Raw genomic sequence first — 14,913 nt, 5'->3', positions numbered from 1 at the left:
CACGCGACGCTGATCGCGCGCAACCGCTACCGCGGCGCCGTGGCGGTCACGGCGTGTACGGTTGACGCCACCAGCGGCGGTGATTAATTTCACACGGGTGACCGATCTGGCTGGAAAGCGTTACGGCGAAGTGCTTCTCGTGACCCCCGGCGAGGCGGGTCCGCAGGCCACGGTTTACAACAGCTTCCCGCTCAACGACTGTCCAGCCGAACTGTGGTCGGCGCTGGAAGCGCAGGCCATCGCCGCCGAAAACGGTGCGGCCGCAGCGCTTCTCAACGGTCCCCGCTACTGGCTCATGAACGCCATCGAAAAGCAGCAGCAGGGCCCGCAGATCAAGAAGACCTTCGGGGGGATCGAGATGATCCAGCAGGCCACCGTCCTGCTGTCTTCGATGAATCCCGCGCCCTACAGCGTCAACACGGTGACCCGCCACACGGTGTTCGTGTTCAACGCCGGCGAAGAGGTCTACGAGCTCCAGGATCCCCAAGGGCACCGCTGGGTCATGCAAACCTGGAGCCAGGTCGTCGACCCCAACCTGTCGCGTGCCGATCTGCCGAAGCTGGGCGAGCGGCTCAAGCTGCCGGACGGATGGTCCTACCAGCCGCGCGTGCTCACTGAAGAGTTGCGCATCGACACGACCTCCCGCGCTGCCCAGGTCACCCAGGACGACCTGACCAACAGCTATTCGCTGGTGACGGCCTGACGGCTGACAGAGCCGCCGACACTGAAACTACGCGCAACCGCCGCGGGGTGTGCGTAGTTTCAGTGTCGCGAGTAGGGAGCCCGGCCTACAAGTACTGACCGAGGTTGGATTCGGTGTCGATGGCCCGCGACGCGCTCGACGACTTGCCCGTGACCAGGGTGCGGATGTAGACGATCCGCTCGCCCTTCTTGCCCGAAATCCGCGCCCAGTCATCGGGGTTGGTGGTGTTGGGCAGGTCCTCGTTCTCGGCGAACTCGTCGACGATCGAGTCGAGCAGGTGCTGGATGCGCAGACCGGGCTGACCGGTCTCCAGCACCGACTTGATCGCGTTCTTCTTCGCCCGGTCGACGACGTTCTGGATCATCGCCCCGGAGTTGAAGTCCTTGAAGTACATGACCTCCTTGTCACCGTTGGCGTAGGTGACCTCCAGGAACCGGTTGTCGTCGATCTCGGCGTACATCCGCTCGACGACCTTCTCGATCATCGCCTTGATGCAGGTGGTGCGGTCGTCGCCGAACTCGGCGAGGTCGTCGGCGTGCAGCGGCAGCGACTCGGTCAGGTACTTCGAGAAGATGTCCTGAGCCGCCTCCGCGTCCGGGCGCTCGATCTTGATCTTCACGTCGAGGCGCCCCGGCCGCAGGATCGCGGGGTCGATCATGTCCTCGCGGTTGGACGCGCCGATGACGATGACGTTCTCCAGTCCCTCGACGCCGTCGATCTCGCTGAGCAGCTGCGGGACCACCGTCGTCTCGACGTCCGAGGACACCCCGGTGCCGCGGGTGCGGAAGATCGAGTCCATCTCGTCGAAGAACACGATCACCGGCGTGCCCTCCGACGCCTTCTCGCGGGCCCGCTGGAAGATCAGGCGGATGTGCCGCTCGGTCTCGCCGACGAACTTGTTCAGCAGCTCCGGGCCTTTGATGTTCAGGAAGTACGACTTCGCCTCGCGGGCGTCGTCGCCGCGCACCTCGGCCATCTTCTTGGCCAGCGAGTTCGCGACCGCTTTGGCGATCAGGGTCTTACCGCAGCCGGGCGGGCCGTAGAGCAACACGCCCTTGGGCGGGCGCAGCGCGTATTCGCGGTAGAGCTCCTTGTGCAGGAACGGCAGCTCGACGGCGTCGCGGATCTGCTCGATCTGACGGGTCAGCCCACCGATGTCCTGGTAGGAGACGTCGGGCACCTCCTCGAGCACCAGGTCTTCGACCTCGGCCTTGGGGATGCGCTCGAAGGCGTAGCCGGCCTTGGTGTCGACCAGAAGCGAGTCGCCCGGACGCAGCTTGCGCGGCTTGGTGTCGTCGTTGAGGGCATCGGGAACGCCGTCCGGCAGATCCTCGGCGACCAGCGGCTCGGCCAGCCACACGATGCGTTCCTCGTCGGCGTGGCCGACGACGAGCGCCCGGTGCCCGTCGTTCAGCACCTCGCGCAGCGTCGAGATTTCGCCGACCGATTCGAACGTGCCGGCCTCGACGACGGTCAGGGCCTCGTTGAGCCGGACCGTCTGGCCCTTGCGGAGCGAGGGGACCTCGATGTTGGGCGAGCAGGTCAGGCGCATCTTGCGGCCCGAGGTGAACACGTCGACCGTGTCGTCCTCGTGGGCCGCAAGCAGGACGCCGTAGCCGCTGGGCGGCTGTCCGAGCCGGTCGACCTCTTCCCGCAGCGCCAACAGTTGCTGGCGGGCCTCTTTGAGGGTCTCCATCAACTTGGAATTCCGCGCGGCGAGGGAGTCGATGCGAGCTTCGAGTTGATGCACATCGCGGGCGGAGCGGGTGCCGCCGGGCGTCCCGACCGCGTGCTCCAATTGTTCGCGCAGCACCGCTGCCTCACGGCGTAACTGTTCCAATTCGGCCGCGTCGCCGCTGGACATGCCGGTGTCACCGGTGTCACCGAATGCTTCAGAACGCTCTGAGTCACCCATGTTGCGCTCCCTTCCCGCCCCGAAATTCGTGGTGGTCCTTCAACGCTACCGGCGATTGCCGATTGATGTGCGCTGTCAAATGCTCACGAAAAGTTAAGACTTTGGTTCCACTGGTAATCTCTGCCACGAATCGCGCCGAGCGAAAGGACGGCCGTGGCACCAAAAGCCCTTGCCACGGGCTCCGCCGGCGCCGTCTTGCCCGGCGCGGCGGCCCCCGCTGTGACATCCATTGCACCCGTTGGCCCGACGGCGGACGCGGGCGCCTAACAGAACGAACTGTATGCACCGAGGCCTGTCCTTCGCGCTGAGCGCCGCCGCCGCGGTGGCGGCGATCGGGCTCGCCGGGTGCTCGCACACCGGACCCAGGGTCGTGTCGTCCCCGTCGTCGAGCGTCCCGGCCACCTCGGCTCCGCTCGTCGTGGCGGCTCCCCCGACCGCTCCGCTGCCGCCGCCCGACGCCCTCGTCGACGTGCTCAACCGGCTCGCCGACCCGAACGTGCCGGGCGCCAACAAGGTGAGCTTCGTCGAGGGCGCGACCCCCGAGAGCGCGGCCACTCTGGACAGGTTCACCAACGCGCTGCGGGACAACGGCTACCTCCCTATGACGTTCACGGCGAATGACGTCGCCTGGTCGGACAAGAATCCGTCCCACGTGCGGGCCACAGTCACCGTCAACACCGCCCAGGCGAACAACGGCAAATTCACCTTCCCGATGGAGTTCACGGCCTTCCAAGGGGGTTGGCAGCTATCCCGCCGAACCGCCGAAATGCTGCTGGCCCTCGGTAACTCGGCCACCGGGCCACCCCCACCCGCCAACCCCACCCCGCCCCCTGCGCCGGCACCCGAACCCGCCCCCGCACCGGCCCCGGCTCCGTCGCCGACTCCCCCCGGCTGATTCCGATGTGGATCGGCTGGCTCGAGTTCGACGTGTTGCTGGGCGACGTGCGGTCACTCAAACAGAAGCGGTCGGTGGTTCGTCCCGTCGTGGCCGAGTTGCGGCGCAAGTTCAGCGTGTCGGCCGCCGAAACCGGGAGGCAGGACCTGTATCGGCGGGCCGGGATCGGCGTGGGCGTGGTATCCGGCGACCGCGGCCACACCGTCGACGTGCTCGACGCGGCCGAACGGCTGGTGGCGGCGCATCCCGAATTCGAACTGCTGTCGGTGCGGCGGGGCCTGCACCACAGCGACGACTAACCGTTTAACCGTCGCGGCCCTCGCGTTTGCGGCCCAGCGGCGCCGGCGCGACGGCGCCCGGCGCGAGCCGCCGCGCGAATATCAAGAAGGCGGTGTGCCCGCGCATCGAATGCTGCGGGCGAACGGCCAGACCGACGACGTTCCAGCCCCGTTGCAGCGTCTCCCACGACCGGGGCTCGGTCCAGCACTGCTGGGCCCGCAGGGCCTCGACGGTCCGTGACAGCTGGGTGACGGTGGCCACGTAGATGATCAGCACACCGCCGGCGACCAGCAGCCGCGCCGCGGCATCGAGCACCTCCCACGGCGCGAGCATGTCGAGCACGGCCCGGTCGAAGGAGCCGTCGGGCAGGTCGGAGTCCGCGAGGTCGCTGACGAGCAGCTCCCAGTTGTCGGGGGAGCCGCCGTCAACGCCGAAGAAGTTGGCGACGTTGCGACGGGCGTGCTCGGCGTGGTCGGCGCGCTGCTCGTAGGAGACGACCCGCCCTTCGGGCCCGACGGCGCGCAGCAGCGAGCAGGTCAGCGCCCCGGATCCGGCGCCGGCCTCCAGCACCCGCGCGCCCGGGAAGATGTCGCCCTCGTGCACGATCTGGGCGGCGTCCTTGGGGTAGATCACCTGCGGGCCGCGCGGCATCGACATCACGTAGTCGACCAGCAGGGGGCGCAGCACCAGGAAATTCGCGCCGTTGCTGGATCTGACGACGCTGCCCTGCTCGAGCCCGATCACCGCGTCGTGTGCGATCGATCCGCGGTGGGTGTGAAACTCGGCGCCCGGAGTGAGGCACATCGTGTAGTGCCGGCCCTTGGCGTCGGTGAGTTGGACCCGCTCGCCAGCGGTGAACGGGCCGGTTGCGGACACGCCGTCCAGCGTGCCAGCCGACTCGCGGCAACGGGTGCTTGGGGGTTGTCGGCGCCCGGTCCTAGGCTGCGGGAATGACGGACCAGCCGGAGGGACGCACGCGCCCGGCCTCGAAACCGGCCCTGTCGCCGTCGCGGGCGGCGGACTTCAAGCAGTGCCCGCTGCTGTACCGGTTCCGGGCGATCGACCGGCTGCCCGAGGCACCGTCGACCGCGCAGCTGCGCGGCTCGGTGGTGCACGCCGCCCTGGAACAGCTTTACGGCCTGCCCGCCGGGATGCGCGGCCCCGACACCGCGGGCTCGCTGGTGGAGCCCGCCTGGGACCGGGTGATCGCCGCCGAACCCGACCTGGCCGCCGACGTGGGCCCCGAGCAGCGAGCCCAGTTGCTGGCGGAGGCCCGCGCCCTGCTCGCCGGCTACTACCGGCTGGAAGACCCGACCCGGTTCGACCCGCACTCCTGCGAGGAGCGCGTCGAGGTCGAGCTCGCCGACGGCACCCTGCTGCGTGGCTTCATCGACCGCATCGACGTCGCGGCCACCGGGGAGGTGCGGGTGGTCGACTACAAGACCGGCAAGGCGCCGCCGGCCGCGCGGGCGCTGGCCGAGTTCAAGGCGATGTTTCAGATGAAGTTCTACGCGGTGGCGCTGCTGCGCTCCCGCGGTGTGCTGCCCACCCGGCTGCGGATCATCTACCTGGCCGACGGCCAGGTGTTGGACTACGCGCCCGACCATGACGAGCTGCTGCGCTTCGAGAAGACGCTGATGGCGATCTGGCGCGCCATCCGATCCGCGGCGCCGACGGGCGATTTTCGCCCCAGCCCGTCGCGGTTGTGCGAGTGGTGCGCCCACCGGCAACACTGCCCGACGTTCGGCGGAACGCCACCGCCCTACCCCGGGTGGCCGGACCCCGCGGGCGCGCAAGCGATTCCGCACCCGACCGAACCGGCGGCATGATCGGCTGCTTCTACCGTCGCCTCCCCGCCGAAGGCGACGATGCGGTGTTCGACTCGACCGACTTCACGCGCAGCAACTGGGGCCCCGAACTGCAGCACGGCTCGCCCCCGTTGGCGCTGCTGACGAAGCTCATCGAGGAGCTGCCGGCGGGCGCCGGTCTTCGGATCGGCCGGCTCAGCCTGGACATCCTCGGGGCGATTCCGGTGCGGCCGCTTCGCGCCCGGGCGTGGGTGGAGCGCCCGGGTTCGCGGATCTGCATGGCGGTCGCCGAACTGTTTGCCGCTCGCGAAGGAGCACCCCCGCGCGCCGTGGCCCGGGTGACGGCGTGGCTGCTGGCGGTCACCGACACCGCGGACGCCGCATCGGACCGGCACCCGCCGTTGGTGGAAGGGAGCGCCGAACCGCTTTCGGCTCCGTTCGCCGGAGCCGGCGGCTATTTCGACGCGATCGATTGGCGCCCGCAGAAAACCGAGGGACGATCCGCCGCGGTGTCCTGGATCAGCCCGCTGGCCCACATCGTCGACACCGAACCCGCCTCGGCGCTGCAGCGGCTCGCCGCCGTCGTCGATTGCGCCAACGGCGTCGGGAAGATCCTCGATCCGGACCAGTTCGTCTTCATGAACACCGACACCGTCGTCCACCTGCACCGGCTTCCCGCCGGCAACGATTTCGGACTGCGGGCCCGCGCGTCGATCGGACCGGACGGCGTCGGCGTGACCACGGCCGAGGTTTTCGACCGAGACGGGTTCGTCGGGACGTCGGCGCAGACGCTGCTGATCCAGCGCCGCTAGCCCGAGAGCGGCGACATCTCCTGCAGCATCGTAGGAATGAGCTCGCTGACGGTGGGGTGGATGTGCATCGTGCGCGACAGCGTGGTGTACGGCGCTTTGGCCGACATGACGTCCAGGATGGCGTGAATCGCCTCGTCGCCGCCGACGCCCAGGATGGCCGCGCCCAAAATCTGGTCGGTGTCGGCGTCCACGACCACCTTCATAAAGCCTTGCGTCTCACCCTTTTCCACCGCCCTGCCCACCCTGGTCATCGGCCGCTTGCCGACCAACGCCTTGCGGCCCGACGCGCGGACTTGGCTGACGCTCATCCCGGCGCGCCCCAGCGGTGGGTCGATGTAGAGCGCATAGGCGGTGATGCGGTCGCTCACCCGGCGGGGGGTCGCATAGAGATCACCTTCGAGCAGGTTGGCGGCCACGATCTCGAAATCGTTGTACGAGGTGTGGGTGAAGGCGCCCTTGCCGTTGCAGTCGCCCATCGCCCAGATGTGGTCGACGTTGGTCTTGAGCTGGTCGTCGACCACGACGTAGCCGCGGGCGTCGGTCTGCACTCCGGCCGCCTCCAGGCCGAGGTCGTCGGTGTTGGGCCGCCGGCCCACCGCCACCAGCAGATGGCTTCCGGCGATGGGGGCGGCACCGTTACGGGGAGTGAGTTCAAACCCCTTGCCGGTCTTGGTGATTCGAACGTCATCGGCGCCGACGACGATGTCGATGCCCTCGGCCTCCAGGATCTCTTTGACGCTGGCCGAGACGTCCTCATCCTCGCGGGACGCCAGCCGCGGCCCCCGCTCGACCACCGTCACCCGGGCCCCGAACCGCCGGTACATCTGCGAGAACTCCAGCGCGATGTAGCTGCCCCCGAGGATCACGAGATGGTCTGGCAGGCTGTCGAGTTCGAGGATCGACACGTTGGTGAGGTACTCGACGCCGGACAGTCCCGGGACGTCGGGCACCACCGCGCGGCCACCGACGTTGAGGAAGATTCGGTCGGCGCGCAGCAAGTCGCCGTTCACGCTGATGGTGTGCGGGTCGTCGAAACGGGCGTGACCGCGAACGACGGTGCAGCCGTCCATGCCGTCCAACCAGCTTTCGACGCCCTTGCGGTCGGCCAGCATGATGTCGTCTTTGCGCGCCTTGACTTTGGCCATGTCCACGCTGATCGGGCCGATACTCACGCCGTATTCGGCTCCACGCCGGGCCAGGTGGGCGGCGTGCGCGCTGGCCACCAGGGTCTTGGTGGGGATGCATCCGGTGTTGACGCAGGTGCCGCCGACGAGTTTGCGCTCGATGATCGCGACGCGCTGCCCGGCCGCGGTCAGCCGCCCGGCCAGCGGAGGGCCGGCCTGCCCGGCACCGACGATGATCGCGTCGAAATGCGTTGTCACTTAACGGCCGTCAGCAGATACTCGGTCAGCACATGGCCCGTCGTTGCGACGATGGCGAACCCGCCCAGGATCGCGACCGCATCCTCGAGCAGCGCGATGGGCAGGTCCCTGCCTGCCACCGCGGCCAGACGCTTACGCGCCTGGTAGCCGCCGAGGGTGCCGAGCACCGCGCCGATGACGCCCGCGCCGAGCGCCGAAAAGGTCCAGTGCGGCCACGCGCCCAGCACCGCGCCCGCCAACCCGCCCGTGATGATCCGGGCGGCGAAGATCGGTGGCGCCGTGCGGGCCGGCGTCTTGGGCAGCTTGTCGTTGACCAGTTCGGCGACGGCCAGCACGGTGAAAACAACGACCGTGATGATGTTGGCCATCCACGACGCCCAGGTGCCGTGCAGGTCGATCCAGCCGAGATAGCCGCCCCACGCGACCACGGCGGGGGCCGTCAGCGAACGCAACCCGGCGACGACACCGATCAGTAAAGCCAGCAGCAGAATTAGCGCGTGTGTCACGAAGACCCTCCTGGGGGACTAGGCAGCCCGGCAACGGTAGGGGATGACGGCCCAGGGATAACGCGGGCGTCAGTTTTTCAGCAGCCCCAGGCGGACGCTAACACAGCCGCGACCACGGCAGCCGATCAGAACCGGCAGAACCTGATGTCGGACGCCAGGATCGCCTTGGCCCCGATGGCGGCGAGCTCGTCCATGATCTCGTTGACGCCCCGACGCGGCACCAGGGCGCGGATCGCCACCCAGTCCGGATCGGCGAGCGGGGCGATGGTCGGCGACTCCAGTCCCGGGGTGATCGACGTGGCCTTGTCCAGGACCGAACGCGGGCAGTCGTAATCGAGCATCAGGTATTGCTGGCCAAACACCACACCCTGGATCCTCGCGACGAGTTGATCGCGTGCGGCCTTCGCCGCGCCGTGGCCGTCGTGGTCGGAGCGCTCGATCAGCACCGCCTCCGAATCGCACAGCGGCTCCCCGAAGGCCACCAGGTCGTGCAGGCTCAGCGTGCGCCCGGACCCCACCACGTCGGCGATGGCGTCGGCCACGCCGAGCTGCACCGAGATCTCCACGGCGCCGTCGAGCCTGATGACCGTGGCCTCAATCCGCCTCTCGGCCAAGTCTTTCCGGACCAGGTTCGGGTAGGCGGTCGCGATCCGCTTGCCGGCCAGGTCGGCCGTCGTCCAGTCCCGTCCGGCCGGGCCGGCGTACCGAAAGCTCGACGACCCGAAACCCAGCGCCAGGCGTTCGCGCACCGGCGCGTCCGAGTCTCGGACCAGGTCCCGTCCGGTGATGCCGAAATCCAGTTCTCCCGAACCCACGTAGATGGCAATGTCCTTGGGCCGCAAGAAGAAGAACTCGACCTGGTTGACCGGGTCGACGACGGTGAGGTCCTTGGAGTCGGTGCGGCGCCGGTAGCCCGCCTCCGCCAGGATCTCGGTGGCCGGCTCGCTGAGCGTGCCCTTGTTGGGAACCGCAACCCGCAGCATGCTCACAGTTTTCGGTAGACGTCGTCGAGGGACAGCCCGCGCGCGATCATCAGCACCTGCGTCCAGTACAGCAACTGGCTGATCTCGTCGGCCAGCGCGTCGTCGGTCTCGTGTTCGGCGGCCAGCCACACCTCGCCGGCCTCCTCCAGGATCTTCTTGCCCAGCCCGTGTATGCCGCCGTCCAGCGCGGCGACCGTGCCGCTGCCGGCCGGCCGGGTGCGGGCACGCTCGCCGAGTTCGGCGAACAGATCCTCGAAGGTCTTCACGGCCAGCGATTGTTTCACGCGGCGACGAGCAAAGTCACGGGGGTTTCCGTGGGGCGCGAGCGTGCGCAGATTGCCAAGCTCAGCGGCGTGTCACCGTACAAACGCACGTTCGCGAATTAGCAAGCGGCCGGTGCGAACTCAACCGGCGTGGGGCTCAGTCCTCTGGGTTGTAGCCGAGGTTGGGGGCGAGCCAGCGCTCGGCTTCGGCCAGGGTCCAGCCTTTGCGCTTCGCGTAGTCGGCGACCTGGTCCTGGGCCATCCGACCGACCACGAAGTACTGCGATTGCGGGTGTGAGAAGTACCAGCCGCTGACGGCAGCACCGGGCCACATCGCCATCGACTCGGTCAGCTCGATGCCGGTCCGCTCCTCGACGTCCATCAACTCCCACAGCGTCACCTTCTCGGTGTGCTCCGGGCAGGCCGGGTAGCCGGGGGCAGGGCGGATTCCCACGTACTTCTCATTGATGAGCGCGTCGTTGTCCAGCTGCTCGTCCGGCTGGAATCCCCAGAACTCCTTGCGGACCCGTTGGTGCATCCGTTCGGCGAAAGCCTCTGCCAGCCGGTCGGCGATCGACTCCAGCAGGATCGCGCTGTAGTCGTCATTGGCTGCCTTGAACTCCGCGATCTTGTCCTGGCCGCCGAGCCCCGCGGTGACGGCAAAGGCGCCGACGTAGTCGGCCAGACCGGTGTCCCTGGGCGCGATGTAGTCGCCCAGCGACCGGTTCGGGATGCCGTCGCGGTGCTCGCCCTGCTGGCGCAGGTTGTGCAACGTGGTCAGCACCTCGGTACGGGTCTCATCGGTGTAGACCTCGATGTCTTCGATACCCGAGCCGACCGCGTTTGCCGGGAAGAAGCCGATCACCCCGTTGGCAGTCAGCCACTTCTCCTTGATCAGGGTGTCGAGCATCTCCTGGGCGTCGTCGTACAGCTTGCGGGCAGCCTCGCCCGAGACCGGGTTGTTGAGGATGTCGGGGAACCTTCCCTTCATCTCCCAGGCGTTGAAGAACGGCTGCCAGTCGATGTATTCGCGCAACTCGGCGAGGTCGTAGTCATGAAATTCACGTACTCCCACACCCTGCGCCGGCGCCGGCGGCGTGTAGCCGTCCCACTCGATCGGCGTCCGGTTCGCGCGGGCCTTCTCCAGCGTCAGCATCGGCCGCTCGTTCTTCTGGGCGTGCCGTTCGCGCAGGGCTGCGTAGTCCTTGTCGGTGGCCTCCAGCAGCGCTGGACGCTGCTTGTCGTCGAGCAGCGCAGCAGCGACCGGCACCGAGCGGGAAGCGTCCTTGACCCAGACCACCGGACCGCTGCGGCGCGGCGCCACCTTCACGGCCGTGTGCGCGCGCGAGGTGGTCGCGCCACCGATCAGCAGCGGGATCTCCAGCCCCCCGCGTTCCATCTCGGCGGCGAAGTTGACCATCTCGTCCAGCGACGGGGTGATCAGGCCGGACAGCCCGATGATGTCGGCGTCGTGCTCCTTCGCCGCGGCCAGGATCTTCTCGGCGGGCACCATTACGCCGAGGTCGATCACCTCAAAGTTGTTGCACTGCAGGACGACCCCGACGATGTTCTTGCCGATGTCGTGGACGTCACCCTTCACGGTCGCCATCACGATCGTGCCGTTGGTGTCCTTCCCCCCAGAAACACCAGCAACGCCGGACTCTTCCTTCTCCGCCTCGATGAACGGCAGCAGGTACGCAACGGCCTTCTTCATCACCCGGGCCGACTTCACGACCTGGGGCAGGAACATCTTGCCCGAGCCGAAGAGGTCACCGACCACGTTCATGCCGTCCATCAGCGGGCCCTCGATCACCTCGATCGGGCGACCGCCGGCGGCGGCGATCTCGGCCCGCAATTCCTCGGTGTCGGCATCGACGTGTGCGTCGATGCCCTTGACCAAAGCGTGCGTGATCCGCTCGCGGACCGGGAGGCTGCGCCATTCGGCTGCCGCCTTGTCCTCGGGCTGCTCGGACTTGTTGAACCGCTCCGCGATCTCCAGCAGCCGCTCGGCCGCATCCTCGCGACGGTTCAGCACGACGTCCTCGATCCGGTCCCGCAGCTCGGGGTCGATCGAGTCGTAGGGCACCAGCGCACCCGCATTGACGATGCCCATGTCCAGGCCGGCCTTGATGGCGTGGTAAAGGAACACCGAGTGGATCGCCTCGCGGACGGGGTTGTTGCCGCGGAACGAGAACGACACGTTCGAGATGCCGCCGGAGAGGTGCACCCCGGGAAGGTTGTCCTTGATCCAGGCGCAGGCCTCGATGAAGTCGATCCCGTAGGTCGCGTGCTCCTCGATACCGGTCGCCAGCGCGAAGCAGTTCGGGTCGAAGATGATGTCCTCGGCTGGGAAGCCGACCTCTTCGGTCAGGATCCGGTAGGCGCGCCCGCAGATCTGTTTGCGGCGCTCCAGGTTGTCGGCCTGGCCCTGCTCGTCGAAGGCCATCACGACGACGGCGGCGCCGTACTTGCGGCACAGCTTCGCCTCGCGGATGAACTTCTCCTCGCCCTCCTTCATGGAGATCGAGTTGACGATCGGCTTGCCCTGCACGTTCTTCAGGCCCGCCTCGATGACCTCCCACTTGGAGGAGTCGATCATCACCGGGACGCGGCTGATGTCCGGCTCGGCCGCGATCAGCTTGGTGAACCGGTCCATCGCGGCGACGCCGTCGATCATGCCCTCGTCCATGTTGATGTCGATGACCTGCGCGCCGACCTCGACCTGCTGCAGGGCGACCGACAGCGCGCTGTCGTAGTCCTCGGCCTTGATCAGGTTGCGGAACCGGGCGGAGCCGGTGATGTTGGTGCGCTCACCGATGTTCACGAACAGGGAATCATCGGTGATGTTGAGCGGTTCGAGGCCCGAGAGCCGGGTGGCCACCGGGATCTGCGGCAGCTCACGCGGCGGCTTGCCCTCGACGACCTTGGCGATCTCGGCGATGTGCGGCGGCGCCGTCCCGCAGCAGCCACCGACCAGGTTGACCAGACCGGCCTCGGCGAAATCGGCGATGTAGCTCGCCTGGCGCTCGGGGGACTCGTCGTATTCGCCGAAGGCGTTGGGCAGGCCGGCGTTGGGGTAGCAGGAGACGAAGGTGTCCGCGATCCGCGACATCTCGGCGATGTAGGGCCTCATCTCCGGCGCACCCAGGGCGCAGTTGAGACCCACCGCGATCGGCCTCGCGTGCCTGACCGCGTTCCAGAACGCTTCGGTGACCTGACCGGACAACGTCCGCCCGGAAGCATCGGTGATGGTGCCCGAGATGATCACCGGCCAGCGGCGTCCGCGGTCCTCGAACAGCGTCTCGACGGCGAACACCGCCGCCTTGGCGTTCAGCGAGTCGAAGATCGTCTCGATGATGAGGAGGTCAGCACCGCCGTCCACCAGGCCGTTGGCGGCTTCGAGGTAGGCGGCGACCAGCTGGTCGTACGAGACGTTGCGGGCTCCGGGGTCGTTGACGTCCGGCGAGATCGACGCGGTCCGCGTCGTCGGCCCGATCGCGCCGGCGACGTAGCGGGGCTTCTCCGGGGTGCTGAACTCGTCGGCTGCCTGGCGGGCCAGGGCGGCGCCGGCGTAGTTCAGCTCGTAGGCCAGGTCCGCCATGTCGTAGTCGGAGAGCGAGATCGCGTTCGCGTTGAACGTGTTGGTCTCCAGGATGTCGGCGCCCGCCTCGAGGTACTCGCGGTGGATCCCCTCGACGATCTGCGGCTGCGTCAGGTTGAGCAGGTCGTTGTTGCCCTGCAGAGCGGTCGGCCACTCCGTGAACCGGTCGCCGCGGTAGCCGGCCTCGTCCGGCCGGTCCCGCTGGATCGCCGTGCCCATCGCGCCGTCGATCACCATGATCCGCTGGCGCAGAGCTGCCGTCAGTTCGTCGGTGCAGTCGGGGCGGATGTTCGGCTCAAAGGTATTCGGCTCAAGGGAGCTCACGCGCATTCCTTCCGTTACGGAAGGCGTCCTTGACTCTGCCGAGCGTGGCGGATACCGGCAGGGAACCGGATCCGTTGCAACGCCTCTCGACCAGAAAAGTCTACGTCGTCACCCAACGTCTGGACGCCCAGCTCGACCGGACCCGCTCGGCGATCGCGGTGCCCCTGAGCGCCAGTTCGCGGATCTTGTCGGCAATGTCGTAGTTACCGGTGTTAACCAGTTTGCAGTCGAACGTATTTCGTCTTGACCACGTCGACGCCGCTTGTTGACGTCGTCCAGGGTGAGGTCCGCGGCCTGCAACTGGGTGCCCATCGCGCCGTCGCCGACCACCACGCGCTGGGACAACGTGTCCAGGATGTCGCTGTCGTAGTCGTATTCGTCGGCGGCAGTCACGCCACAAGGATAGTCGTCCTATGAAATACGCCCAGTGGTTGACAGGTCTCTGCCAGGCAAGCCGCGCGGAACGGCGCAGGCGGTTTGCGACAGGCCGTACGCTGATTCTGTGACATTGCCGGATCGTGGCCAGGAAGCCTCTGCGCTGCCCGAACTGCACAACACCGTCGTCGTGGCGGCGTTCGAGGGCTGGAACGACGCCGGCGACGCGGCCAGCGACGCGCTCGAGCACCTCGACGCCATCTGGGAGGCCGACCCCATTGTCGAGATCGACGACGAGGCGTACTACGACTACCAGGTGAATCGCCCGGTCATCCGGCAGATCGACGGGGTGACCCGGGAGCTGGTGTGGCCGGCGATGCGGATCACCCACTGCCGGCCCCCGGGCAGCGACCGCGACGTCGTGTTGATGCACGGCGTGGAGCCCAACATGCGCTGGCGCACGTTCTGCGCCGAGTTGCTGGCCATCGCCGACAAGCTCAACGTCGACACCGTCGTCATCCTCGGGGCCCTGCTCGCCGACACCCCGCACACCCGACCGGTCCCGGTCTCGGGCGCGGCCTACTCCCCCGAGTCGGCGAAACGCTTCGGCCTCGAGGAAACCCGCTATGAGGGCCCGACCGGCATCGCCGGGGTTTTCCAGGACGCCTGCGTGGCCGCCGGGATCCCCGCGGTGACGTTCTGGGCCGCGGTCCCGCATTACGTGTCCAATCCGCCGAACCCGAAGGCGACGGTGGCGCTGCTGCGCCGGGTCGAGGACGTGCTGGACATCGAGGTCCCGCTGGGTGACCTGCCGGCCCAGGCCGAAGAGTGGGAGCAGGCGATCACCGAGATGGCCGCCGAGGACGAGGACCTGGCCGAATACGTGGCGTCGCTGGAGCAGCGGGGCGACGCCGAGGTGGACATGAACGAGGCCCTGGGCAAGATCGACGGCGACGCGCTGGCCGCGGAGTTCGAGCGCTACCTGCGCCGCAGACGCAAATAGTCCGCCGGGCGTCGACAGTGGTGATCGTGAGCGCGGCGTAGCCGGGCGAAACGGGTCGCCACCA

The 14,913-nt window shown here is 67.9% G+C and carries 14 protein-coding genes and 1 pseudogene; 7 read left to right on the top strand and 8 right to left on the bottom strand.

Going from position 1 to position 14,913, the window contains the following annotated elements:
• The first annotated feature begins 79 nt into the window (after window positions 1-79).
• Entirely contained in the window at window positions 80-703 is a 624-nt protein-coding gene (locus VMD50_RS00730) for a hypothetical protein (protein ID WP_325423866.1), read from the top strand.
• Window positions 704-788: 85 nt separating this feature from the next.
• Here the strand turns inward: VMD50_RS00730 and arc are convergent, their stop codons facing one another.
• Window positions 789-2,618 carry a proteasome ATPase gene (arc, locus tag VMD50_RS00725; RefSeq protein ID WP_325423843.1) on the bottom strand — a complete coding sequence of 610 codons (1,830 nt, stop codon included), beginning with the start codon at window positions 2,616-2,618 and terminating at the stop codon, window positions 789-791.
• 280 nt (window positions 2,619-2,898) lie between these two features.
• Between arc and lppK the strand changes: the two genes are divergently transcribed.
• Complete coding sequence (lppK, locus tag VMD50_RS00720) at window positions 2,899-3,513, top strand: lipoprotein LppK (protein WP_325423841.1); 615 nt, start codon at window positions 2,899-2,901, stop codon at window positions 3,511-3,513.
• A gap of 5 nt (window positions 3,514-3,518) precedes the next feature.
• On the top strand, window positions 3,519-3,812 hold the full coding sequence (locus tag VMD50_RS00715) for a DUF503 domain-containing protein (RefSeq protein WP_325423839.1): 294 nt from the start codon (window positions 3,519-3,521) through the stop codon (window positions 3,810-3,812).
• 4 nt (window positions 3,813-3,816) lie between these two features.
• Here the strand turns inward: VMD50_RS00715 and trmI are convergent, their stop codons facing one another.
• Window positions 3,817-4,668, bottom strand: a complete 852-nt coding sequence (gene trmI, locus VMD50_RS00710) for a tRNA (adenine(58)-N(1))-methyltransferase TrmI (RefSeq protein ID WP_325423837.1) — start codon at window positions 4,666-4,668, stop codon at window positions 3,817-3,819.
• A 74-nt stretch (window positions 4,669-4,742) separates the two neighbouring features.
• Here trmI and VMD50_RS00705 point away from each other — a divergent pair, with 74 nt between their 5' ends.
• Together VMD50_RS00705 and VMD50_RS00700 are read left to right on the top strand one after the other, a co-directional pair.
• Window positions 4,743-5,621 (top strand): RecB family exonuclease, encoded by an 879-nt coding sequence (locus VMD50_RS00705; RefSeq protein ID WP_325423835.1) that lies wholly within the window; start codon window positions 4,743-4,745, stop codon window positions 5,619-5,621.
• Window positions 5,618-6,412, top strand: a complete 795-nt coding sequence (locus VMD50_RS00700; protein ID WP_325423833.1) for a thioesterase family protein — start codon at window positions 5,618-5,620, stop codon at window positions 6,410-6,412. Before VMD50_RS00705 ends, VMD50_RS00700 begins: the two co-directional genes overlap by 4 nt.
• On the opposite strand, the gene VMD50_RS00695 is transcribed toward VMD50_RS00700, so the two are convergent.
• The 5 genes from VMD50_RS00695 to metH form a co-directional block, all read right to left on the bottom strand.
• Complete coding sequence (locus VMD50_RS00695; RefSeq protein ID WP_325423831.1) at window positions 6,409-7,794, bottom strand: FAD-containing oxidoreductase; 1,386 nt, start codon at window positions 7,792-7,794, stop codon at window positions 6,409-6,411. The two genes, VMD50_RS00700 and VMD50_RS00695, sit on opposite strands and share 4 nt — an antisense overlap.
• Window positions 7,791-8,300, bottom strand: a complete 510-nt coding sequence (locus VMD50_RS00690) for a DUF4126 domain-containing protein (RefSeq protein WP_325423829.1) — start codon at window positions 8,298-8,300, stop codon at window positions 7,791-7,793. Before VMD50_RS00690 ends, VMD50_RS00695 begins: the two co-directional genes overlap by 4 nt.
• A 125-nt stretch (window positions 8,301-8,425) precedes the next feature.
• Entirely contained in the window at window positions 8,426-9,283 is an 858-nt protein-coding gene (hisG, locus tag VMD50_RS00685) for an ATP phosphoribosyltransferase (protein WP_325423827.1), read from the bottom strand.
• 2 nt (window positions 9,284-9,285) lie between these two features.
• The gene (locus VMD50_RS00680) at window positions 9,286-9,567 is read right to left on the bottom strand and encodes a phosphoribosyl-ATP diphosphatase (RefSeq protein WP_325423826.1); all 282 of its coding nucleotides are present in this window, start codon (window positions 9,565-9,567) and stop codon (window positions 9,286-9,288) included.
• 136 nt (window positions 9,568-9,703) lie between these two features.
• Entirely contained in the window at window positions 9,704-13,471 is a 3,768-nt protein-coding gene (gene metH, locus VMD50_RS00675) for a methionine synthase (protein WP_325423825.1), read from the bottom strand.
• A gap of 44 nt (window positions 13,472-13,515) precedes the next feature.
• Here metH and VMD50_RS00670 point away from each other — a divergent pair, with 44 nt between their 5' ends.
• On the top strand, window positions 13,516-13,674 hold the full coding sequence (locus VMD50_RS00670; protein ID WP_325423823.1) for a hypothetical protein: 159 nt from the start codon (window positions 13,516-13,518) through the stop codon (window positions 13,672-13,674).
• A gap of 70 nt (window positions 13,675-13,744) precedes the next feature.
• On the opposite strand, the pseudogene VMD50_RS29765 reads toward VMD50_RS00670, so the two are convergent.
• A pseudogene (locus VMD50_RS29765) lies at window positions 13,745-13,864 on the bottom strand (hypothetical protein); the annotation flags it as partial.
• Window positions 13,865-13,979: 115 nt separating this feature from the next.
• Here VMD50_RS29765 and VMD50_RS00665 point away from each other — a divergent pair.
• Window positions 13,980-14,849 (top strand): PAC2 family protein, encoded by an 870-nt coding sequence (locus VMD50_RS00665; protein WP_325423864.1) that lies wholly within the window; start codon window positions 13,980-13,982, stop codon window positions 14,847-14,849.
• Window positions 14,850-14,913: the final 64 nt, after the last annotated feature.

Source organism: Mycobacterium sp., from assembly GCF_035506235.1.
In the GTDB taxonomy this organism is placed as follows: domain Bacteria; phylum Actinomycetota; class Actinomycetes; order Mycobacteriales; family Mycobacteriaceae; genus Mycobacterium.
This window is presented reverse-complemented; position numbering and strand designations above follow the sequence as displayed.